Here is a 21,348-nt window from a genome sequence, read left to right as displayed (position 1 = left end):
CCCAGCCATGACCCTGCGGCCGGTCATCTCACACTGGTCCGCGGTGTCGGCGTTCGGCGCCAGCGCCGCCGCCTTCACCGACGGGCTCCGCGATCAGCTCAGCGCGGTCAGCACCCTGCCCGGCGACGGCGCGGCGATGCCGTACCCCAGGGGCGCGGTCATTCCCGGCTTCTCCCCGGCGGCCGCGCTGGGCAAGAAGGGCACCCGCTCGATGGACCGTGTCACCGCCCTGGCCGTGGCGACCGTAGGCAACCTGCTCGCGGACGGCTGCGCCGACCTGGCCGCCGGCGAGGACCCGCTCGGTCTGGTGCTCGGCACCAGCAACGGCAGCCTGCAGAGCATCATGGACTTCACCCGGGATTCGCTGGTGCGCAGCCGGCCGTACGACGTCGATCCGGCACGCTTCCCCAACACGGTGATGAACTGCGCCGCCGGGCAGTGCGGCATCCGGTACGGCCTGCGCGGCCCGAACACCACCATCGCCGGTGGGCGCACCGCCGCCCTGCTCGCCCTGCGCTACGCCATCCGCATGCAGCACGGCCGGTACGCGGCAAGTCTGTTGTGCGGCGCCGCCGAGGAGTTCTCGGACCAGCGGTGCTGGCTCGACTACCACACCGAACGCCCGACCGATCCGCGGGAGCGGGTGCTCGGCGAAGGCTGTGTGATCTTCCTGGTCGAGCCGGAGGGGCACGCCCGGGCCGCCGGGCGCCGACCGCTGGCCGAGGTGCTCGGGCTGGAGTTTGGGGTGCACGGGCGGCACGCGAGCCCGGACACCGTCCTGGCCCGCGTCATCACCCGCTGCCTGGACCAAGCCGGGCTGCGCCCGCACGACATCGATACGGTCGTGCCGTCGCAGCCGGCCGGCGAGCTCGGCCGGCTGGAGTCCGCGGCCCTGCGCAGCGCGTTGCCCGGCACCCGGGCCCGATGGCTGGAGGTGGCCGATCGGCTCGGCGAGACCTCGGCCGCGTCGGCGGCGTTCCAGATCGCCGCGCTGCTGCCGGTGCCCGGCGCGCCCGCGCCGGCGTCCGCCGGGACGGCCCTGGTGACCTCGGTCGACCGGGACGGCTCGCTCGGCTGTGCCCTGGTTCGGGTCCGGGCCGGCGACGAGGCAGACGATGACTGAGCTCTCGCAGCGCGACCGGGTGCTGGTCGGCATCGACGCGCTGCCGGCCGACGTTCTCGGCCTCACCGACCGGATCGCCTACCCCGAGCGGGTGGAGCAGGCCCGGCAGCGGTCCGGCACGACCGAGGCGGCGATCCACGGCCCGGCCCGGGTCGGTGGCCACCCGGTCGTTCTGGTCGCGTTTCACCGCCGACTGCTGCGGCACCCCGAGTTCCGGTCCGGGGCGTACCGCCTCGGACTGGTCGAATCCATGAGCTCCGGTGACGGAGAGAGATGAGGTCGCCATGAGTGACAACACCGAGCCGCTGGTCGACAAGGACGAGCTGCGCCAGCTTATCGCCGACGCTGTCGACGTGGGAGTCGAGGAGGTCGGCGACGACACCGATTTCGTCACCGAGCTCGAGGTCGACTCGCTGATGGCGCTGGAGATCGTGGTCCGGGTCGAGAAGCAGTACGGAGTCAAGATGCAGGAATCCGAGCTGAAGTCGGTCACCTCGCTCGACGCGGTCGCCGAGCTGCTGTCCGGCAAGCTGGCGGCCCGGGCGTGAGCGCCGGCATCCGGTCGGCACTGAGCATCCCGGTGCACGCGCACTCCGGCGCCGACGGGGTGATCATCGCCCGTACCGTCGCCGAGGCCGACCTTCCCCTACTCCGCGGGCACTACCCGGGGTTCCCGGTGTTCCCCGCGGTCTTCCTCATCGAGTGCGCCCACCGGGCGATCACCGCGGTCGCCGGTCCCCGGCGGCTGGCCGGGGTGGAACGCAGCCGGTTCCACAGCCCGGTGCTGCCCGGCGACGAGGTCCGGTTCCGGATCGAACAGACCGATCCGGCCGGGGCGTTCCGCTGCGTGGCCGAAACGGACCGGGGCACGGCGGCCGAGATCCGCCTGCGCTATCAGACCGACCGGGAAGGAGACCGCCGATGAACCTCGGACCCCCCGAGATCGCCGCGGCGCTGCCGCACCGCTATCCGATTCTGCTGCTCGACCGGCTGACCGAGATCGTGCCGGGTGAGCGGTTGACCGCACTCAAGGCGGTCACGTACGCCGAGAGCTGGTACGCGGCCGACCTGGACGCCGTCGCGCCGGGACCCGAGGCCTACCCGGTGGTCCTGCTCGTCGAGTCCTGGTGCCAGGCGGCGGCGCTGCTGGTCGCCTGGGATCGGCCCAACCCGGACGTCCGCACAGGTGCGGTGATGCTCGGCGGCGCGATCAACGGCGTCGAGTTCGGCGGCGACACCCGGCCCGGCGATGTCGTGGAGCACCGGGTCCGGATGCTGCGAGCCACCGCGGACGCGGCCATCCTCACCGGCGAGAGCGTGGTGGCCGGCGAACCAGTGCTGACGGTGGCGCAGTTCGTCATGGCGATGCGCCCGATCGACGTGCTGCGCCCGTCCCTGGCCGGCGCCGGGGAGCCACGATGAGCGCGCGGCCGGTCGCGCTGGTCACCGGGGCCTCGCGCGGCATCGGCCGGGCGGTCGCGCTGCGCCTCGCCGAGGACGGGTACGACCTGGGCCTGTGCTACCACGCCAGTGCGGAGGCGGCGGCCGAGGTGGCCGAGCTCGCGGCCGGCTTCGGCGGCCAGATCGTCTCCGAACGGGTCGACGTCAGCGACGGCGAGCAGATGCGCGCCTTCGTCACCACAGTCGAGGACAAGCTCGGCCCGCTGGCGACGCTCGTGCCGTGCGCGGGTGTGGTGCGCGACCGGGCCCTGGTGATGATGGCCGAGGACGACTGGACCACGGTGTTGCGCACCAATCTGGACGGCGTCTACCACGCCTGCCGGGCCGCGATCTTCTCGATGATGAAGCGCCGTACCGGGTCGATCATCACCATGTCGTCGGTCGCCGGCGTGTTCGGAAACGCCAGCCAGACCAACTACTCGGCCTCCAAGGCCGGGATCATCGGCCTGACCCTGGCGCTGGCCAAGGAATGCGGGCCGTACGGCATCCGGGCCAATGTGGTGGCGCCCGGTTTCATCGAAACCGACATGACCAGGGACCTCACACCCAAGGTCCGGGACAAGGCGGCGGGACAGATCCCGCTCGGCCGGTTCGGCACCGCCGAGGAGGTCGCCGATCTGGTGTCCTTCCTGGCGTCGGAGCGCGCCACGTACATCACCGGCCAGGTCGTCCGGGTCGACGGCGGAATAGCGATGTGAGGTAGGCATGCACTGGTACTTCTCGCTGCGCAGCCCGTACTCGTGGCTCGCGCACCACGACCTGCTGCACCGCTATCCCGAGACGGCCGCCCGGGTCGAGTGGCGGATGTTCTTCGAGCCCGACGATCAGAGCCTGACCGCGCTGCGGTCGGCCCGGGGCGACTTCCCGTACGTGGCGATGTCGCGGGCCAAGCATTTCTACATCCTGCAGGACGTCCGGCGGCTGGCGGCCGACCGTGGCCTCGAGGTGGCCTGGCCGATCGACCGGCAACCGCGGTGGGAGGTGCCGCACCTGGCCTACCTGGTCGCCGCCGACGCCGGCCGGGGCCGCGAATTCATCGACGCCGTCTACCGGGCCCGCTGGCAGCAGGGCCGCGACATCTGTGACCCGGCGACCATGGCGTCGCTCGCCGCCGACCTGTCGCTGGATCCGAAGATGCTGACCGGGGCCGCCGAGGATCCGGAGCGGCGGGCGGCCGGCGTGCGGGCACTGCTGGCCGTGCACCGCGACGGGGTGTTCGGCGTGCCGTTCTTCGTGGCCGGCCGGGAGAAGTTCTGGGGCATCGACCGGCTGCCCGCATTCGTCGCCGCAACCGCCGCCGTGCCGTCCGATGTGGCCGAACCGCCGGCCGAGCCGCACCGGGCGAGCATGGGCGCGGACCAGGGACACGCCGGTGGCTGTGGTTGACCGCCGGGGCCGGCAGGATGGGCTGATGACGAATTCCGGGAACCGGCTGTCCGGTGTGCTGCTGGCACCCCTGGCCCCGCTCTACGCCCTGACCCTCGCGTACCTGATGGTGCACCCGCCGCGCCGCAAGCCCAAGGCCGGCGACGTGCTGGCGCGGTGGCACCAGGAACACTGGCCGGTCCGGGTGCACGGCGGCCGGGTCGAACTCGACCTGCTCGTGCTGCCCGCCGATCCGGCCCGGGTGGTGGTCGTCGGACACGGGATCGGCCTGGACAAGACCTGGAGCCTGCGCCACGCCGCGATGCTGCGCGAAGCCGGCTACACCGTGGTGCTTCTCGACTTCCGCAACCACGGCCGCAGCGGGGACGACCGGTCGGTGACGTCGTTCAGCCGGCGGTTCACCGACGACGTCCTGGCGGTCGTGGACCGGGTGCGTGGCGACGAGAGGTATCACGGCGCGCAGCTGGCCCTCTTCGGCTTCTCGTTCTCCACGTTCCCGATGCTCTACGCCGTGTCCCGGATGACCGAGCCGATCGCGGCCATCGTGTGCGACAGCGGGCCGACGCTCGACGTGGCCGCGGTCGTGGAGAACTTCCTGCTCTCTGGCATCGTGCCGGTGCCGGGTCCGCTGCGGGCCCGACCGGCCTACTCCCTGCTGGCCCGCAGTTACGGCCGGCTCGGGGCGGCGGTCCTGGACTCGCCGGCCGACTGGCCGCCGTCGGTCGAACGGGCCGGGTCGCCGCCGATGCTGATGCTGGTCGGCGATCGGGACACGATCACGCCGGTGGCCGCGGTCGAGGAGATGGCTGCCCGTTACCCGGGCGCGCGGGTCGAGGTGGTGCCGGGCGCGGTGCACCTGCAGGGATTGCGGGCCGGCGGCCCGGAGTACAGCACGGCCGTGCTCGGCTTCCTCGAGCGCGCCATGACCGGATGACCGACGGCGGGGGAGCAACCGATGCGCGTGGTGGTGACCGGACTCGGGGCGGTGTCGTCGCTGGGCGTGGGCGTCGAACCGCTGTGGCAGGGCCTGCTGGCCGGCAAGGTGGGCACCGGCCCGCTGCGGCGGGTCACGGTGCCCGGCCTGCCGGACGCGGTGGGCGGGGAGGTCGTGCCGGCCGGCGTACGGGGTCGTCCGTTGTGCCTCGGCTTCGGACTGCAGGCCGCCGGTCAGGCGGTGGCCGACGCGGGCCTGCCGCCGGGCCGCGACCGGACCGGCGTCTACGTCGGCGCGGTGCTCGGCAACCGCAGCGTGCTGGAGGCGCCGGCGCTGGCCTTCCATCAGGGCGGGGCCGCTCAGCCGGACGCCGGGCCGGTGCCGGGCCCGGGTGAGCTGGCGGCGGAAATCTCGCGGGAGCTCGGCGCCGCCGGGCCCAGCGTGGTGGTCGGCACCGCCTGCGCCGCCGGCAACACGGCGCTCAGCGTGGCGGTCCGGGCGATCCGGGCGGGCCGGCTGGACGCGGCCGTGGTGTGCGGCGTGGACGAGTTGGCGCCGAGCATGTTCATGTTGTTCGGCAGCCTGCGGGCGATGAGCCGGGACGTGGTGCGGCCGTTCGACGCCGAGCGCACCGGCATGCTGGTGGCCGAGGGCGGCGCGGCCTTGGTGGTGGAGTCCGAGGCGTCCGCCCGGGCGCGCGGGGCGCACCTCTACGGCGAGGTCCTGGCCTGCGCGGACACCAGCGACGCGTACCACATCACCTCGCCGCACCCGCAGGGCCGCGGCGCGAAGGCCGCGATGCGGGCCGCCCTGACCTCGGCCCGGCTGGACCCGGCCGACATCGGTCACATCAGCGCCCACGGCACCGGCACCCGGGCCAACGACACCATCGAGGCACAGGCGATCCGCGAGGTCTTCGGCCCGGTCACCGACGCCCTGCCGGTGACCTCGCTCAAGGGTGCGCTCGGGCACATGCACGGGGCGGCCAGCCTGATCGAGGCGATCGGCTGCCTGCTCGCCATCCGCGACTCGGTGATCCCGGCGACCGCCAACCTCGTCCGGATCGACCCGGACTGCCGGCTCGAGCTGGTGCTGGGCGAGCCTCGGCAGGGCCGGGTCGACGTCGCGCTGAACAACGCGTTCGGCTTCGGCGGCAACATTTCCTGCAGTGTCTTCGCGCGGATCGGATCGGGGTACGGCCGTGACTGAGCTGCTGCTGACCAGGGTCCACGCGCTCACCGGCGCCGTCCCGACCGGACCGGAGATCTCGGCGGCCGACACCTACCCCGGCTCGCGGACGACGTGGCCGGTCCGGATTCCGGCCGAGGCGTACCCGGCTCCGGCGCCGCTCGGACGGCGTCAACTGCGCCGGCTCAGCCCCGAAGCGCGCCTGTTGCACCACGCCGCCGACTCGGCCGGCCTGGAGGTGCCTCCGGCGGATCCGCAACGGACCGGTGTCTTCGTCGGGTCGACGGCGGCCGGCCTCGGCATGTACCTCGAGGCCCTGCGCGACGGATTCTGCGCCGGCCCGACGACGCTGAGCCCGGTGCTGGCGCCGCAGTCCAGCTACAACGGCGCCGCCTCCGAGCTGTCCAAAGGGCTCGGCGCTCAGGGCGCGGTGATGACCTTCGCGAGCGGCTCGTGCTCGGGTCTGAGTGCGCTGGTGGCGGCGGCCGACTGTGTGGCGGCGGGTGACCTCGACGTCGCCGTCGTGGCGGCGGTGGACGTCCCGTCGCCGGTCCGCGGCTCTTTCCCGCAGGCCGAGGTGGTGGTGGTGGTGGTGCTCGAGTCGGCCGGCCACGTGGCCGCCCGGGGTGCGCGTGCCCTGGCCGTCCTGGCCGGGGTCGCCGAGACCTGGGACCGCGACCCGGCCGCCGGGGCCCGCCGGGCGGCCGCTGGGGCCGACCCGGCCGGCCGGACCGCGACATTCGTCCCGCGGCCGCAACCGGTCGACCGCGCCGGCGCCGGCGGGCTGCTGACCGTCGCGGAGGCACTGACCGGCCCGCTGCCCGCGGCCACTCTGATCGCCGTGAGCGACCCCGCCGGCCACGCGGCGGCGGTCCGGCTCACCCCGGCTCGGTGACGGCGGCCGCAGGACGAGGCGCTGACCACGCTGCTGTTACGCGCCAACAGCGACTGCAGCCAACCCGAACTCCTACCAACCGTCCTGGCGGAACTCGGCGCTGGCGCTGCGAGCCACCTAGAGCCAGCCCACCAGCCTCGATGCCATCGCCTCTCCGAACCCGCCGACGCTACCGTGCGCTCATGACCACCCGATCGTCGCGCCGGGCGCCGTCCCACCCGGCGGCGACCACTCGTTGACCCGTTGGACGGTCAGCGGTGTTCGAGGATCGCGGCGGTGCGGACCAGTCCGTCGGCGAGCGCGAACCGGCCGGCCACCGTGCTCGGCGGGTCGGCGACGGCCGCCGCGTCGACCCGGGCCGGCGCGATGCGCGCGGTGAACGTACCGGCCTCCGCGTCGATCTTTACCCGGGCGTCGTGGAAGTCCAGCCAACTGCCGACAACCGGGTACCACACCTTGTAGACGGTCTCCTTGATGCTGAACAGCACCATCGGCCAGAAGGTGCCGCCGGGCAACCGCGCGCAGTCGGCCTCCTCCTCGGGCAGCAGGACGAGTCGGCGTACCCCGGCGTTGAGCTCGCGGTGCTGCTCGGCGTCCATGCCGACGGACCGGATGTCGGCCCGGCGGGCGACGGCGGCCGCGCAGTAGCCCTGGGTGTGGGTGATGGCACCGACCAGCCCGACCGGCCAGACCGGCGCCCGGTCGGCGGCGGCCGGCACGGCCGCCGGCGGCAGACCCAGCCCGGCCATGGCCCGGCGGGCGCAGACGCGCCCGGCGGTGAAGTCGCGCCGGCGGCTCTCCACGGCCCGCTCGCCGAGGCAGGCCAGCTCGGCCGCCAGCAGTTCCCCGCCGAAGTCGTCCGGCCGGGCGACGGCCACCGCGACCGTGGCGGGCAGCAGATCACGCATCGCCGCCTCCCACCAGGCATGCCCGGCCCGGCCGCCACGCCAGCACCTGGTCAACCGTCAAATTTCCGACTGCCATGAGGGGTGAAGGTACCGCAGGGATGTAACGCCGGATTTTTCCGCAGCGCTCTCCGGTCGCCACCGGGGGAGGGCGAGCACCATCCGCTCGGCCGCGCGCGACCAAGCGCAGCCGGTTGCTGGAGGAGTACTGGGCCGGCCGGGCGATCCTCAGCGTCTACCCGGGCTCCTGCCTCGCTGCCGCCTCCGAGGATCTGCGCAACACACCGGTGGCCGCCGCCGACCGGCGGCGGCCACCAGGGCGTGCGTGCGGGTCAGCCGCGCCGGGGACGCCGGGTCAGACCGAAGCCGACCACGCCGGCGACCGCGGCGAGCACGCCGCCGATGCCGGTCCAGATCCACCGCGAGCCGAGATCCGGCAACCAGTCCGCCGCGTCACCCTCGCCGTCGGCGTCCGGGTCGGCCGGGGGTACGGCGTTGAGCACCGTGCCCGCCTTGGTGTTCGGCACCAGCGGCGCGGCCAGCTCGCCGTCGTCGGTCGAGGCGCCCCGGTCGGCGATGGTGCCGACCAGCAGGTCCACGTCGATCGGCGCGCCCAGGTCCGGCTCGGGCAGGTCGATCACGGAGAGCCGGACGACGTACGAGCCGGGCAGCGGGTCGGCCGACCAGGGCTCGGCCCACGGCCGCACCTCGCGCAGCGTGCAGCCCAGCGCCACGCTCGTCGCCGTGGCGTCCACGGTCGGGGTCTGCGCCCCCGCCGTGCACGCCTGACGCCGCCGCAGACCGTCGAAGACGTCGACCGTCCAGGTGGATGCGCCGCTGCGCCCCTTCGGGAAGGTGACGGTGGCGCTGATCTCCTGCACCTGACCGGCGGTCGCCGGGAACGACCAGTAGAGGTGGTCGCCGATCGAGGCGTCCACCCGCACCGGCTGTCCGGCGGCGATCGGGGTGGCGCCGAGGAACGACGTACCGGCCCGGTTCACCGGCGTGGCTCCGGGGGAGGGGGTCGGCGCGGCGACGGCCGGGGCGGGAAGCAGCGCGGCTCCGCCTGCGGCGAGCAGGGCCGCCAGCGAACGCGACAGTGCGGTACGCATCAGTTTTCCCTCCAGGTGGCGACCCACCAGCGGGTGAGCAGGCCGGCGAGCAGGCCGGCGAGCAGCCCGACGACGGTGAGCAGGGCGAGCAGGGCCCAACCTCGGCCGAGATCCGGCCCGTCCGGCTCGGGCGCGGCGGCGACCACGTCGATGGTCAACTCCACCGGCATGCCCGGAGTCGCCGCGGTGCCGGGGCGTGGGGCGAACGAGTTGCTCACCACCAGGCAGACGGTGGTGGGTTCGACGACGGGGGTGGCACTCTCCTTGATTCGCGCGGCGTCCTCGTCGTCGGCCGTGGCCGACCAGCGCAGTCCGGCGGAGAGCACGTCGGCTCGCCCGCTGCCGGCGTCCGCGCCCCGGACCAGTTCCCGGCCGTCCGCTGCGGTGGCCCGCAGCAGCACCCCGTAGTCCCGGTTGACCGCTCGGTCCAGCGCCATGCTCACCGATGCGCGAAGTTCCTGCCCGGGGCGTACCGGCACCCGGTAGTAGCGGTGCTCGGAGAACGCCTCCCGGTCGGCGTAGACGCCGGGGGCGAGTAGTGGTGCCGTGTCGCAGGCGTTCGCGCCGCCGACGACCGTCGGCGCCCGGGTGTTGGTGTCGCCGGCCCGCTCGACGAGCTGCTTGATCCGGCCGGTCAGCTCCTCGGCGCTCTGGGCGGCGGTGTAGGTGCCGCCGGTCGCGCTGGCGATGCAGAGCAGTTGACGCCGGACCTTCTCGTCGGGGGCCAGGCCGAGGGTGTCGACGACCAGGCTGGTGCCCTGGGCGGCGAGTTCGCGGGCCACCTCGCACGGGTCCGGCGGCGCGCAGGTGTCCTCCCCGTCGGTGATCAGCACGATCCGTCGGGTGGTGGCCCCGGTGCCCAGGTCCTGCGCGGCCGAGCGCAGTGCCAGGCCGACAGGTGTGAACCCGGTCGGCCGCAGCGTCGCCACCGCGGCCTTGGCCGCGGAGCGGTCCACCGGACCGACCGGCACGATCTGCTGGGTGTCCTGGCAGCCGACCTTCTTGTCCTTGCCACGGTAGGTCGCGCCGAGCACCCGGATGCCGAGCTGGGTGTCCTCCGGCAGCGCGTCCACCACCTCGTTGAAGGCCTGCTGGGCGACCGAGATCCGGCTGCGTCCGTCGATGTCGGCGGCGCGCATCGAGCCGCTGACGTCGAGCACGAGCTCAACCCGTGGAGGCTCGGGAACCGGCTCCTCGTCGGCCTGCGCCGGGACCGGCCCGGCCAGCGCGGTGGTCGCCAACAGTCCGAGAAGGACAGCCGCCGATCGTTTGAAGTTGATCACGGCCCGCAGTGTAGTGAGATCCACTTTGGATGATCACTTGGGATGGCGGGGGTTGGCGGCCCGCCACCCCCGGCCTGAATCGACGAGCCCCGCTGGCCGGCCCCCATCGCGCGCTGGGTCCACGCCAGGTCACCCTCGGTCAACTGCCCGATGGTAAGCATCGGCTCGGCCGCCATCGGTCGGAAATCTGACTTAAGTTGACCCGTTGTGCCGGTGGTGCGCGGTGGTTAAGCTCTTCATGCGCGCCCCAATCGCCCGCTTCCCCCGTGGCAGGCGATCGGGGCGCGCGTCTATGTCAGAAGGGCCCGCACGCTTCGGCGTGCGGGCCCTTCTCCGTCGCGCTATGCGGCGCGTCGCCTGTCGGTGCTTATATCCACCGGCCGTCGAGCCACATTCGGGACAACCAGTCCGCATACGGGATGGTCTTGCCGACGAAAATCGGATAAAAGTACGCGAAGCAGAGCGCCACCAGCAGCACGTACGCCCCGGCCGCGATGCTGCCCACCAGTCGGCGTTCGTAACTCGGGTCACCGGGCACCAGCGGCGTCACCGTGCCCACGTCACCCCCGGCGGGAGCGATGAGCGCGCCCAGCACGTACACCACCGCCAGCACCAGGAAGGGCAGCGCCGGCGCGGTGTAGAACGAGAACATCGTCCGGCCGTCGAGGGCGAACCAGAACCACGGCAGCAGCCCGGCGGCCACGGTGAGCAGGATCGCGCCGGCCCGCCAGTCGCGACGAGCCACGCCCAGCCAGGCCAGCGCCGCCAGGGCGGGCAGGAAGGACCACCAGAGCAGCGGGGTGCCCAACAGCAGGATCTCGGAGGCGCAGGTCGGCGCGCCGCAGGCGCCGTCACCGGTCCAGTGGAACGCCACCGGCCGACCGAGCAGCAACCACTGCCACGGCCACGACTGGTATTTGTGCGCGTCGTCGAGCTGGGCATGGAAGCCGTACGCCGCACGGTGGTACTCGAAGAGGTTGATCAGCGGCCCGATCACCGGGCGGTCACTGAGCGGGGCGGCCGGGTAGGCCGACGCGAGCCGGTAGTAGCCGTCGTCGGTGATCAGCCAGCCCGACCAGGTGGCCAGGTAGGTGCCGATCATGAGCACGCCGGCCAGCACCAACCAGGGCAGCTCGTCGAGCAGGGCGTCCCGCCACGGCCGGCGGACCCCCGCCGAGCGGCGGACGCCGACCTCCCAGAGAATCACCAGCAGCGCGAAGGCCGGGACGAAGTACAGGGCGCTCCACTTCACGGCGCAGGCGCAGCCGATCAGGACGCCAGCAGCCAACCGCCACCACGGCCAGGTGCGCCAGCCGGTCGGCGGTCGGCCGGCCCGGCCCGGCTGGCTCAGGTCGAGCCCGTCGTCAAGCGCCCGTGCCCAGCGGCGGCGGCGGGCGTCCCGATCGAGCACCAACGCGCCGAACGCGGCCAGCACGAAGAAGAGCAGGAAGATGTCGAGCAGCGCCGCCCGGGACAGCACCAGGTGGAAGCCGTCCAGGGCGAGCAGCAGGCCGGCGGCGCAGCCGAGCACCGTCGAGCGGAACATCCGCCGACCGATGCGCACCAGCAGCAACACCGACAGCGTGCCGATCACGGCCGCCGAGAACCGCCAGCCGAACTCCGGCGCGGTGGTCATCAGGTGCCCGGGGACCGAGACCTTCGAGTCGGCGTCCTGGTAGCCGAAGGCCCACTCGCCGAGGCCGATCAGCCACTTGCCCAGCGGTGGGTGCACGACGTACGACGGGCCGTTGTCCTTGTAGTTCCATTCGACGCCCCGGCTGATCAGCCCGTAGCCGTCCTTGGCGTAGTACGTCTCGTCGAAGATCTTGCCCTTGATGCTGGACAGCCCGACGAAGCGCAGGATCGCCGCGATGGCCACGACCACGGCTGTGGCCGCCCAGGAGAACCGGTCCACCTGGCTGTCGATGGTGGCGAACCGTCGCCGGATCTGGGCGGGCACGCCGCCGTCACCGGCGGGCGGCGCCGTCGGCTCCTGGTGTGGGCTGGGCTCGCCCGTCACCTCGACCATCTTGGCAGGATCGGCGCTCGGGCTCTGCGCAGTCGACGCACTCGTCACCCGGCGATCGTAGGCTGCCAAGGTGCTCGGTGGCGCCCGTCGTCCCCGATACCGGTACTCGCTGTCGATGAAGGAGACGAATTCGTGGGTGAAATGTCCGAAGCTGGGCGCCTGATCCTGCTCGGTGCCCCGCTCGGCAACCCCGCCGACGCCTCGGCCCGTTTTCGGGAGGTGCTGATCAGCGCCGACGTCGTCGCGGCCGAAGACACTCGCCGGCTCACCCGGCTGGCCCGCGATCTCGACATCACCGTCGGCGGTCGCATCGTCTCCTACTTCGAGGGCAACGAGGAGCGGCGTACGCCCGAGCTGGTCGAGGTCATCCTCGGCGGATACGTGGTGGCACTTGTCACCGACGGGGGGATGCCGAGCGTCTCCGACCCCGGCTACCGGCTGGTGCGGGCCGCGTTGGACGTCGGCGCGCCGGTCACCGTCGCTCCCGGGCCGAGCGCCGTCACCACCGCCCTGGCGGTGTCCGGGCTGCCCTGCGACCGGTTCTGCTTCGAGGGCTTCCTGCCCCGCACCCCCGGCGCCCGCCGATCCCGGCTGCGCGCCCTCGCCGCCGAGGAACGCACGCTCGTCTTCTTCGAAGCCCCGCACCGGATCGGCGCGGCGCTCACCGACCTGGCCGACACGTTCGGCGCGGACCGGCCGGCCGCGCTCTGCCGCGAACTCACCAAGACCTACGAGGAGGTCGTCCGCCGCCCCCTCGGCGAGTTGGCCCGGTGGGCCGCCGAGGGCGACCCGCGCGGTGAGATCACCCTGGTGGTGGCCGGGGCGCCGGTGACCGCACCGGAGCGCCCCGACGACGACACCCTGCGCGCGGCGGTCGCCGAGCGGGAGGCCGCCGGCCGGTCCCGCCGCGACGCCATCACCGACGTCGCGACCGAGTACGCGCTGCGCCGCCGGGACGTCTACACGATCGTGCACAGCTGACCGAGGGTCCCGGCGGACGGCGGGTTACCAGGCGGCGACCAGGAAGCCGACGGTGATCAGCGCCGGGCCGGTGACGGCGACCGCCACGGCCCAGCGGCGGTGCCGGCGGCCGGGCAGTCGGGCCGACCCGGTCCACCGGACGATGCCGGCGGTGCAGCACAGCACCACCAGCAGGCCGGGCAGCCAGCGCAGGTGCCGGACCAGTCCGGTGTCCGCGTACGCGGTACCGCCGTCGGAGCCGGTCATCCGCGCCGGTAGCGGTGTGCCGGTCGCGTCCGCCCCGGCGGGCACGCCGCTGACGCGTACCCCGTGCGCGACGAACCGCCCGTCCCGTTCCGTGAAGATCCCCCGGCACCGCTGGGTGAGCCCGCCGCCGGTGCACTCGGCGATCACCACGGTGCCCGCTCGCGCGTGCCCGACCGCCAGCCAGAACGGGCCGGCGCTGACCCAGGCGAAGAAGGCCGTGACCAGGGTCAGCGAAACCAGCGCGGCGAGCCCGGGCAGCGGATCCGGCGGTGGGACGCCACGGCTCGGCGCGCGCCGTCGCGCCTGGCGTGAGCCGCGGTCGCGCTGCGGCGACGGGTCCTCCCGGACCGGCGTGCCGTCCCAGTGCACCTGCTCGATCGGCGCCCAGAAGGCGCCGTCGTCGTCCGGTTGGTCACCGCCGGCCCGGAGGCCCCGCTCCCGGCTGCTCTGCTGCCGGACGGGCACCCGACTCGGCACCGCGTCCACCGGCGCCCCGGTGGTCGGCTCCACCTCGACGGCCTCCGCGCCGACCGGTGGGACCGGCGGGTCGGGCCGGGCTGGGCTGGGTACGGGTGCCGCCGGGGTCGGACGGACCGGGGTGGGCGTCGGTGCGGCCGGCGTGGGCCGGGCCGGGGTGGCGGCGAGATTCATGGCGTCGTCGCGTCTCGGCGCGACCGCCCGTCCGGACGGTGTGTGCTGCTGTTCCGCCGGCCGGTCGGCGGCAGTGCCCGGTCGTGCGGCAGTGCCCGGTCGTGCGGCAGCGCCCGGTCGTGGGGCCGGGCTCGGACGGGTGGCAGCGCCCGGTCGTGCGGCCGGGCTCGGTCGCGGCGCGGAGGCCGGGTCGACACCGGGCACCGGCCTGGGCTGGGGCGCGACCCCGGCACCGCGGGGTGCGGCCGGTTCGGGGTCGCCGTCGACCGTCGGGCCGGTGGGAGGGTCCTCGTGATCCCGCGCCGCTCGTCTGCCAGTCACGAGGTTCATTGCACACCGATCGGGAGGGCGGATCGGGCAGTTGAGCCGCGTGTCGGCGACAAATCGGACCAATTGGCGGGGTGGTCGGTCCGGTCCGTCGGCCCGGCACCCCCTATTGGTTCGCGGTCGCCCCGGCCGGGTCACTAGGCTTGCTGCTCATGAGTCACGTTCTCGCGGCAGTGGCCTGGCCGTACGCCAACGGCCCCCGCCACATCGGCCACGTCTCCGGTTTCGGCGTTCCCTCCGACGTCTTCGCCCGGTACATGCGGATGGCCGGCCACGACGTGCTCATGGTCTCCGGCACCGACGAGCACGGCACCCCGATCCAGGTGCAGGCCGACGCCGACGGGGTGACCCCGCGCGAGCTGGCCGACCGGTACAACAGGGTGATCGTCGAGGACCTGCACGGCCTCGGCCTCTCCTACGACCTGTTCACCCGCACCACCACCCGCAACCACTACGCGGTGGTGCAGGAGCTGTTCGAGGGGATGTACCGCAACGGCTACATCGTGCCGAAGACCACCATGGGCGCGATCTCCCCGTCCACCGGGCGCACCCTGCCCGACCGCTACATCGAGGGCACCTGCCCGATCTGTGGGTACGACAGCGCGCGCGGCGACCAGTGCGACAACTGCGGCAACCAGCTCGACCCGATCGACCTGATCGACCCCAAGTCGCGGATCAACGGGGAGACCCCGAAGTTCGTCGAGACCGAGCACTTCTTCCTGGACCTGCCCGCGCTGGCCGAGGTGCTGCGGCAGTGGCTGGACACCCGGGACGGGTGGCGACCCAACGTGCTGCGCTTCTCCCGCAACCTGCTCGACGACCTCCAGCCCCGGGCAATCACCCGGGACCTGGAGTGGGGCGTGCCGATCCCGCTCGACGGCTGGCGGGACCGGTCCGACAAGCGGATCTACGTCTGGTTCGACGCGGTGATCGGCTACCTGTCCGCCTCCATCGAGTGGGCCCGCCGCTCCGGCGACCCGGAGGCGTGGCGGAAGTGGTGGTCGACCGACGGGGAGGGCAAGGACTCCCGCTCCTACTACTTCATGGGCAAGGACAACATCGTCTTCCACTCGGTCATCTGGCCGGCGCTGCTCTCCGGATACTCCGGCGAGGGCTCCCGCGACGGTGAGCCGGGCCAGCTGGGCCGGCTCAACCTGCCCACCGAGGTGGTGTCGAGCGAATACCTGACCATGGAGGGGCGCAAGTTCTCCTCGTCCCGCAAGGTGGTCATCTACGTTCGCGACTTCCTGGACCGCTACGACGCCGACGCGTTGCGGTACTTCATCGCCGCTGCCGGTCCGGAGAGCAACGACACCGACTTCACCTGGGCCGAGTTCCTCCGCCGCAACAACGACGAGCTGGTCGCCGGCTGGGGCAACCTGGTCAACCGGTGCGTCTCGATGGCGGCGAAGAACTTCGGCGCGATCCCGCCGGTCGACCCGGCCGGGCTCACCGAGGCCGACGAGGCGCTGCTCGCCGTCTCCCGGACCGGGTTCACCACGGTCGGCGACCTGATCGGCCGGCACCGGCAGAAGCAGGCCATCGGCGAGGCCATGAAGGTGGTCGCCGAGGCCAACAGGTACCTGTCCGAGCAGGCCCCGTGGAAGCTCAAGGCCGAGGCGGACAAGCCCCGGATGGGCACCATCCTGCACGTCGCCCTCCAGGTGATCAGCGACGCCAACACGCTGCTCACCCCGTTCCTGCCGCACTCCGCGCAGCAGGTGCACGAGCTGCTCGGCGGCACCGGCGTACACGCGCCGATGCCGGTCATCGAGCAGGTCGACGACCTGGACGGCGGTCCGGCGTACCCGGTGCTGACCGGGGACTACACCGTCGGCGCGCGCTGGGAGTCGGTGTCGATCGAGTCGGGCCGGCCGTTGGCCGCGCCGAAGCCGGTGTTCCGCAAGCTCGACCCGTCGATCGTCGACGAGGAGTTGGCCCGGCTGGCCGACTGAACGCGCGACGCCCCGGGCGGCGGGTCATCCTGCCGCCCGGGGCCGTCACATCACGTACCGGGCGTCCATCACCTGGTCGTCGGTCACCTCGGCGCCCGGCGCCCAAGCCTCGTAGACCCCCCGCTCCTGGCACTGCGCACCGGCCGCGACCACCGCGTCCGGGTTCGGGTAGCGCAGCCGCAGCCGCAACCAACCGGCCTCCTCCCGCAGCACCAGGCACGGCACGCCCCGCCACTGGGCGAACCGGACCCGACGGGCGACCGCGCTCACCGGGTAACGGGCCGCCCGGGTCTTCGCCAGCACCCGGAACCCGCCGGGCAGGTCGGCCACCGCCTCGTACTCGCTGTCGCCGTACCAACCGACAAGCTGGGTGGAACGCGGCGCGTCGGCGTTCGGCACGTACTCCTGGTCCGGGGAGAGGCCCGGCACCGCGGCCAGCAGGTGCCGCCACTGCGGGCCCACCATCCGCAGCCAACCGCGCTGCTCGGCCTGGTAGGTGTAGAGCACCACCTCCACCCCCTCCGCCGGATAGGCGATCAGGGCGGCGTTCGCCGGCATCGGCAGGTCGGCGAAGTCGCGGGTGATGAACTCCGGGATGAGGTGACCGTTGCTCGGCACGAAGCCCGTGCCCAGCACCGGCGCGCCGATCCGGTCCCGGGATCCCAGCGCGGTCAGGCCGCGGTGCGCCTCACCCACCGGCACGTCGTAGTCGCCCGGGTCGGACGCCCGCCAGCGCAACGCGTACGCCACCTCCGGACCGTCCCTGCTGACCTCACCGTCGGTCCGCAGCACCGTCGTCGTCGCCGGCGTACGCAGGTGCGCCACGTCGTGTTCGCGGTAGCAGAAGCCGTGCGGCAACCAGCCCCGCACGTACCCGGCGAGTTGCTGGGCGGAGAGCACCTTGACCATCCGGGTGCCCCGCCGGACCACCGCCGACGCCCGTGCCGCGGCCAGCGTCGGATCGGCCGCCGCGGCGGGCTGCTGGCTGAGCTGGTGCAGGTACGCCCAACCCCGCTCGCGGTGCGCGGGCACCATCAGCGGCGTCTCCGGCTCGTCGGAGGGCTCCGTGGCGCCGTGCACCGCGGTCACCTCGGTGACGTGCACGAACCGGTGCCACGGCAGGGCGCTGCCCGGTCGGGGCGCCCACTCGAAGCCGGCCACCTCGTCGGCGCTGAACAACTCGTACGCGGCACCCCGGGCGATCTCCTCGGCCGGGTAGACGCCCCCGCCGAACGCCACGTGCAGCCCGGTGCGTTCTTCGGCCGCGCCGCTCGCGTGGGGTGTGACGCTCACGCCGCCGCCTCGCTTCGCTCGCTCACGCGGCGACGGTAGAGTCGCGCGGCGTAGTCGGGGTGAACGTCGGGTGGCGGGCAGATGGACAGGCCCGGTGTGTGATGCTGTCGCTGATGAGCGAGCCCACTGAATCCCGTCGAGAGCGTGCCGCCCGGCGGGCCGGAGAGTTTCCGCCCGCCCCCGAGCCGCTGCCCCGGCCGGTGCTGGACAGCCACACCCACCTGGACATCACGGTCAGTGAGGCCGGTGTGCCGGGCGGCGGCCCGGCCGACGACCCGGTCGCGGTGGCCATCGCGCTCGCCGCCACGGTCGGCGTGGACCGGCTGGTCCAGGTGGGGGTCGACGTCGCCTCCTCGCGATGGGGCGCGGACACCGCCGACAGGTATCCCGCCGTGCTGGCCACCGTGGCGCTGCACCCCAACGAGGCGCCCCGCCTGACCGACCTCGACGAGGCGCTGCGGGAGATCGAGTCCCTCGCCGCCCGCGACCGGGTCCGGGGGATCGGCGAGACCGGCATGGACTTCTTCCGGACCGGCGACGAGGGGCGTGCCGCGCAGGAGGCCAGCTTCCGGGCGCACATCGCCATCGCCAAGCGGTACGACAAGGCGCTTGTCATCCACGACCGGGACGCCCACGCCGACGTGCTGCGGATCCTCGACGACGAGGGCGCGCCGGAGACGGTGGTGCTGCACTGCTTCTCCGGTGACGCCGAGTTCGCCCGTGAGTGCGTGCGCCGGGGCTACCTGTTGAGCTTCGCCGGCACCGTCACCTTCGGCAGCGCGACGGCGCTGCGCGAGGCCGCCGCGCTCACCCCGCTGGACCAACTACTGGTGGAGACCGACGCGCCGTACCTCACGCCGACGCCGCACCGGGGCCGGCCGAACGCGTCGTACCTGATCCCGCTCACCGTCCGCGCGCTCGCCGCGACCACCGGCAGTGACCTGGACGAGCTGTGCGCGGCCATCTCCGCCACCGGTGACCGGGCCTTCGGCCCGTGGTGAGCCCGGCCCGACGGTCGGCCCCGACCCCGTCGCTACGCTGCCAACCATGACCGGTCTCCTCGGCCCGGCGGAGATCCGGGAACTCGCCGCCCGGCTGGGCGTCGCGCCCACCAAGAAGCTGGGCCAGAACTTCGTGCACGACCCGAACACCGTCCGCCGGATCGTCACCGCCGCCGGGCTGACCCCCGACGACGTGGCACTGGAGGTCGGCCCCGGGCTCGGCTCGCTGACCCTGGGCCTGCTGCCGGTCGCCGGGCACGTGCACGCCGTGGAGATCGACCCGGTGCTCGCCGGGGCGCTGCCGGAGACCGTCGCCCGGCACGCCGGCGCGGACGCCGGCCGGCTGACCGTGCACCGCGCCGACGCGCTGCGCGTCGACGCCGCCGAGCTGGCCGACCCACCGCCGACGGCGCTGGTGGCGAACCTGCCCTACAACGTGGCCGTGCCGGTGGTGCTGCACCTGCTCGCCGTGCTGCCCACCCTGCGGCACGGCCTGGTGATGGTGCAGAAGGAGGTCGCCGACCGGCTCGTCGCCGGTCCCGGCTCCAAGGTGTACGGCATCCCGTCGGTCAAGCTCGCCTGGTACGCCCACGCGCGAAGCGCCGGCAAGGTGCCGCCGAACGTGTTCTGGCCGGTGCCCAACGTCGACTCCGGCCTGGTCGCCTTCACCTGCCACGAGCCGCCCCGCGCCGACGTACCCCGGAAGCAGGTCTTCGCCGTGGTCGACGCGGCGTTCGCGCAGCGCCGCAAGACGCTGCGCGCCGCCCTGGCCGGCTGGGCCGGTGGCCCGGACCGGGCCGCCGCCGCGCTCACCGCGGCCGGTGTCGACCCCGGCGCCCGGGGGGAGTCGCTGACCGTCGAGCAGTTCGCCGCCATCGCCGCGTCGGCTCCGGCCGGTACGCGTACCGCGAAGTAGGCTGACGCCGTGCCCGCCGAGGAGGTGTACGAGTGACCGCGCAGCCGATCGAGCCCACCGCCCAGGGGATATGGGGTCCGGATCCGGTCCGGCAGCGACTGGCCAACCACACCATCGAGGACGTGCTGGCCCTGCCCGACGACGCCCCCCGCGTCGAGCTACGTGACGGAGTCCTCGTCGTGGTCCCTTCCCCCACCTATGACCACCAGAACATCAGCAGCCTGCTCTGGATGTGGCTGCGACAGCACGCCCCGCTGGATCTGTCGCCAGCTACCGCCATCGGAGTGGCGATCAACCACCGCAACACCCTTGAGCCGGACGTGGTGCTGTTGCGCCGTCCCCTCGTTGGCACCAGCCACTACTTCGATGCTGAGCAGGTCATGCTGGCCGTCGAGGTCGTCTCGCCCGGCACGCGTCGGCGGGACCGGTTGGAGAAGCCTGCGGACTACGCCGATGCCGGGATCCCGCACTACTGGCGGATCGAGCAGAATCCGGTGCACGTGTACGCGTACGACCTGGTCGACGGCCGCTACGAGCTGGCCGCCGACTCTGCCGAGGAGCTGATCGTGGCCAAGCCGTTCGACATCCGCCTGCACGTGCGGGACATCACCCCGTGACCGAGGCCTGGCGACCGGACGGCGAGGACGAGCGGCTCGGGGCCATCGGGCCGGTGAAGGTCCGGGTGCCCGCGAAGGTCAATCTGCACCTCGGGGTGGGTCCGCTGCGTCGCGACGGCTACCACGAGCTGAACACCGTCTACCACGCCATCTCGATCTACGACGAGTTGACGGCCCGCCGGGGCGACACGCTCGCCCTGACCATGGAGGGCGAGGGCACCGGCGAGCTGGCGCTCGACGACAGCAACCTGGTGATCCGCGCCGCGCACGCTCTCGCCGGGTACGCCGGGGTGCTGCCGCACGCCCGACTGCACCTGCGCAAGCAGATCCCGCTCGCCGGTGGGCTGGCCGGTGGCAGCGCCGACGCGGCCGCCGCCCTGGTCGCCTGCGACGCGCTCTGGGGCACCGGGCTGTCCCGCGACGAGTTGGCCGGGATCGCCGCCGACCTGGGCTCCGACGTGCCGTTCCTGATCTACGGCGGCACCGCGCTGGGCACCGGCCGGGGCGAGGCGATCAGCCCGGTGCTGGTCCGCCCCACCTCCTGGCACTGGGTGGTGGCGTTCGCCGACGGCGGCCTGTCCACCCCGGCCGCGTACCGGGAGTTGGATCGGCTCCGCGACGCCGGCGCCGCCGGTGACCCGTTGGGCAGCACCGACGGGCTGCTGGGCGCGCTGCGCCAGCGCGATCCCCGGGTGCTGGCCCGGATGCTCGGCAACGACCTCCAGGACGCCGCGCTGGCCATGCGCCCGGCGTTGGCCGACACGCTCAAGGCGGGTGAGGCGGCCGGTGCGCTCACCGGCATCGTCTCGGGTTCCGGGCCGACCTGCGTGTTCCTCGCCGCCGACGCCGCCGACGCGGAGCGGATCGCCGCCGAGCTGACCGCTGCCGGCGTGTGCCGTCAGGCGCGGGTCGCGCGCGGTCCGGTCGCCGGCGCCCGGGTCGGCTGACGGCGCGTCCCACCCGGCCTGCGGGCGCGCGGCGCGGGTGCCCGGGGCGTCCGCGTACCCTTGGGGCAGGCGTCCAGGTGCCCGCCGGCACCCGGACG

22 protein-coding genes are annotated in these 21,348 nt (G+C 73.5%); 16 read left to right on the top strand and 6 right to left on the bottom strand.

All coding sequences use genetic code 11. The annotated features are described in order from the left end of the window. Positions 1 to 7: 7 nt before the first annotated feature. From AB0O48_RS03020 to AB0O48_RS02975, 10 genes are read left to right on the top strand one after another with little or no spacing between them, the layout of a single operon-like run. Complete coding sequence (locus AB0O48_RS03020) at positions 8 to 1,123, top strand: beta-ketoacyl synthase N-terminal-like domain-containing protein (protein ID WP_357241289.1); 1,116 nt, start codon at positions 8 to 10, stop codon at positions 1,121 to 1,123. Continuing rightward, entirely contained in the window at positions 1,116 to 1,400 is a 285-nt protein-coding gene (locus tag AB0O48_RS03015; RefSeq protein ID WP_357572726.1) for a hypothetical protein, read from the top strand. The genes AB0O48_RS03020 and AB0O48_RS03015 overlap by 8 nt, the downstream gene beginning before the upstream one ends. Positions 1,401 to 1,407: 7 nt before the next feature. Next, a complete protein-coding gene (locus AB0O48_RS03010; RefSeq protein ID WP_357241296.1) occupies positions 1,408 to 1,671 on the top strand; it encodes an acyl carrier protein in 264 nt (87 codons plus the stop codon). Continuing rightward, positions 1,668 to 2,048 carry a hypothetical protein gene (locus AB0O48_RS03005; protein ID WP_357241299.1) on the top strand — a complete coding sequence of 127 codons (381 nt, stop codon included), beginning with the start codon at positions 1,668 to 1,670 and terminating at the stop codon, positions 2,046 to 2,048. Before AB0O48_RS03010 ends, AB0O48_RS03005 begins: the two co-directional genes overlap by 4 nt. Beyond that, on the top strand, positions 2,045 to 2,545 hold the full coding sequence (locus tag AB0O48_RS03000) for a beta-hydroxyacyl-ACP dehydratase (RefSeq protein ID WP_357241302.1): 501 nt from the start codon (positions 2,045 to 2,047) through the stop codon (positions 2,543 to 2,545). Before AB0O48_RS03005 ends, AB0O48_RS03000 begins: the two co-directional genes overlap by 4 nt. Continuing rightward, entirely contained in the window at positions 2,542 to 3,282 is a 741-nt protein-coding gene (gene fabG, locus AB0O48_RS02995) for a 3-oxoacyl-[acyl-carrier-protein] reductase (RefSeq protein WP_357241305.1), read from the top strand. The genes AB0O48_RS03000 and fabG overlap by 4 nt, the downstream gene beginning before the upstream one ends. Positions 3,283 to 3,289: 7 nt before the next feature. Next, on the top strand, positions 3,290 to 3,970 hold the full coding sequence (locus AB0O48_RS02990; protein WP_357572725.1) for a DsbA family protein: 681 nt from the start codon (positions 3,290 to 3,292) through the stop codon (positions 3,968 to 3,970). A gap of 25 nt (positions 3,971 to 3,995) precedes the next feature. Beyond that, entirely contained in the window at positions 3,996 to 4,904 is a 909-nt protein-coding gene (locus AB0O48_RS02985) for an alpha/beta fold hydrolase (protein WP_357241311.1), read from the top strand. A 21-nt stretch (positions 4,905 to 4,925) separates the two neighbouring features. Next, the gene (locus AB0O48_RS02980; RefSeq protein ID WP_357241314.1) at positions 4,926 to 6,113 is read left to right on the top strand and encodes a beta-ketoacyl-[acyl-carrier-protein] synthase family protein; all 1,188 of its coding nucleotides are present in this window, start codon (positions 4,926 to 4,928) and stop codon (positions 6,111 to 6,113) included. Further along, positions 6,106 to 6,987: a beta-ketoacyl synthase N-terminal-like domain-containing protein gene (locus AB0O48_RS02975; protein ID WP_357572724.1), complete on the top strand. Its 882-nt coding sequence runs from the start codon at positions 6,106 to 6,108 to the stop codon at positions 6,985 to 6,987. The genes AB0O48_RS02980 and AB0O48_RS02975 overlap by 8 nt, the downstream gene beginning before the upstream one ends. Positions 6,988 to 7,238: 251 nt before the next feature. Here AB0O48_RS02975 and AB0O48_RS02970 read toward each other — a convergent pair whose 3' ends face one another. From AB0O48_RS02970 to AB0O48_RS02955, 4 genes are all read right to left on the bottom strand, one after another. Beyond that, entirely contained in the window at positions 7,239 to 7,895 is a 657-nt protein-coding gene (locus AB0O48_RS02970) for a 4'-phosphopantetheinyl transferase superfamily protein (RefSeq protein WP_365062543.1), read from the bottom strand. A 329-nt stretch (positions 7,896 to 8,224) separates the two neighbouring features. Further along, positions 8,225 to 9,004 carry a peptidase gene (locus tag AB0O48_RS02965; RefSeq protein ID WP_357572723.1) on the bottom strand — a complete coding sequence of 260 codons (780 nt, stop codon included), beginning with the start codon at positions 9,002 to 9,004 and terminating at the stop codon, positions 8,225 to 8,227. Continuing rightward, the gene (locus tag AB0O48_RS02960; RefSeq protein ID WP_357241327.1) at positions 9,004 to 10,287 is read right to left on the bottom strand and encodes a VWA domain-containing protein; all 1,284 of its coding nucleotides are present in this window, start codon (positions 10,285 to 10,287) and stop codon (positions 9,004 to 9,006) included. Before AB0O48_RS02960 ends, AB0O48_RS02965 begins: the two co-directional genes overlap by 1 nt. A gap of 367 nt (positions 10,288 to 10,654) precedes the next feature. Then, positions 10,655 to 12,316 (bottom strand): phospholipid carrier-dependent glycosyltransferase, encoded by a 1,662-nt coding sequence (locus tag AB0O48_RS02955; RefSeq protein WP_357242355.1) that lies wholly within the window; start codon positions 12,314 to 12,316, stop codon positions 10,655 to 10,657. Between the two features lie 132 nt (positions 12,317 to 12,448). On the opposite strand from AB0O48_RS02955, the gene rsmI reads away from it, so the two are divergent. Then, positions 12,449 to 13,297 (top strand): 16S rRNA (cytidine(1402)-2'-O)-methyltransferase, encoded by an 849-nt coding sequence (gene rsmI / locus AB0O48_RS02950; RefSeq protein ID WP_357241330.1) that lies wholly within the window; start codon positions 12,449 to 12,451, stop codon positions 13,295 to 13,297. Between the two features lie 24 nt (positions 13,298 to 13,321). On the opposite strand, the gene AB0O48_RS02945 is transcribed toward rsmI, so the two are convergent. Beyond that, positions 13,322 to 14,194: a hypothetical protein gene (locus AB0O48_RS02945; RefSeq protein ID WP_365062540.1), complete on the bottom strand. Its 873-nt coding sequence runs from the start codon at positions 14,192 to 14,194 to the stop codon at positions 13,322 to 13,324. A gap of 479 nt (positions 14,195 to 14,673) precedes the next feature. On the opposite strand from AB0O48_RS02945, the gene metG reads away from it, so the two are divergent. Beyond that, positions 14,674 to 16,476 carry a methionine--tRNA ligase gene (gene metG, locus AB0O48_RS02940; protein ID WP_357241336.1) on the top strand — a complete coding sequence of 601 codons (1,803 nt, stop codon included), beginning with the start codon at positions 14,674 to 14,676 and terminating at the stop codon, positions 16,474 to 16,476. Between the two features lie 45 nt (positions 16,477 to 16,521). On the opposite strand, the gene AB0O48_RS02935 is transcribed toward metG, so the two are convergent. Further along, complete coding sequence (locus tag AB0O48_RS02935; protein ID WP_365062537.1) at positions 16,522 to 17,769, bottom strand: hypothetical protein; 1,248 nt, start codon at positions 17,767 to 17,769, stop codon at positions 16,522 to 16,524. Between the two features lie 101 nt (positions 17,770 to 17,870). Here AB0O48_RS02935 and AB0O48_RS02930 point away from each other — a divergent pair, with 101 nt between their 5' ends. Genes AB0O48_RS02930 through AB0O48_RS02915 form a run of 4 tightly spaced genes read left to right on the top strand, consistent with a single transcriptional unit; the run spans position 17,871 to position 21,250 of the window. After that, positions 17,871 to 18,770 carry a TatD family hydrolase gene (locus AB0O48_RS02930; protein ID WP_365062535.1) on the top strand — a complete coding sequence of 300 codons (900 nt, stop codon included), beginning with the start codon at positions 17,871 to 17,873 and terminating at the stop codon, positions 18,768 to 18,770. A 46-nt stretch (positions 18,771 to 18,816) separates the two neighbouring features. Then, entirely contained in the window at positions 18,817 to 19,686 is an 870-nt protein-coding gene (gene rsmA, locus AB0O48_RS02925) for a 16S rRNA (adenine(1518)-N(6)/adenine(1519)-N(6))-dimethyltransferase RsmA (protein ID WP_357241345.1), read from the top strand. A 32-nt stretch (positions 19,687 to 19,718) separates the two neighbouring features. Next, the gene (locus tag AB0O48_RS02920) at positions 19,719 to 20,303 is read left to right on the top strand and encodes a Uma2 family endonuclease (protein WP_357241348.1); all 585 of its coding nucleotides are present in this window, start codon (positions 19,719 to 19,721) and stop codon (positions 20,301 to 20,303) included. After that, on the top strand, positions 20,300 to 21,250 hold the full coding sequence (locus AB0O48_RS02915; RefSeq protein ID WP_357572718.1) for a 4-(cytidine 5'-diphospho)-2-C-methyl-D-erythritol kinase: 951 nt from the start codon (positions 20,300 to 20,302) through the stop codon (positions 21,248 to 21,250). The genes AB0O48_RS02920 and AB0O48_RS02915 overlap by 4 nt, the downstream gene beginning before the upstream one ends. The last annotated feature ends 98 nt before the right edge of the window (positions 21,251 to 21,348 follow it).

This window comes from Micromonospora sp. NPDC085948 (assembly GCF_040686315.1).
Classification (GTDB): Bacteria; Actinomycetota; Actinomycetes; order Mycobacteriales; family Micromonosporaceae; genus Micromonospora.
Note: the sequence above shows the minus strand (reverse complement) of the source record. Positions and strands in the feature narration are given on the sequence as shown.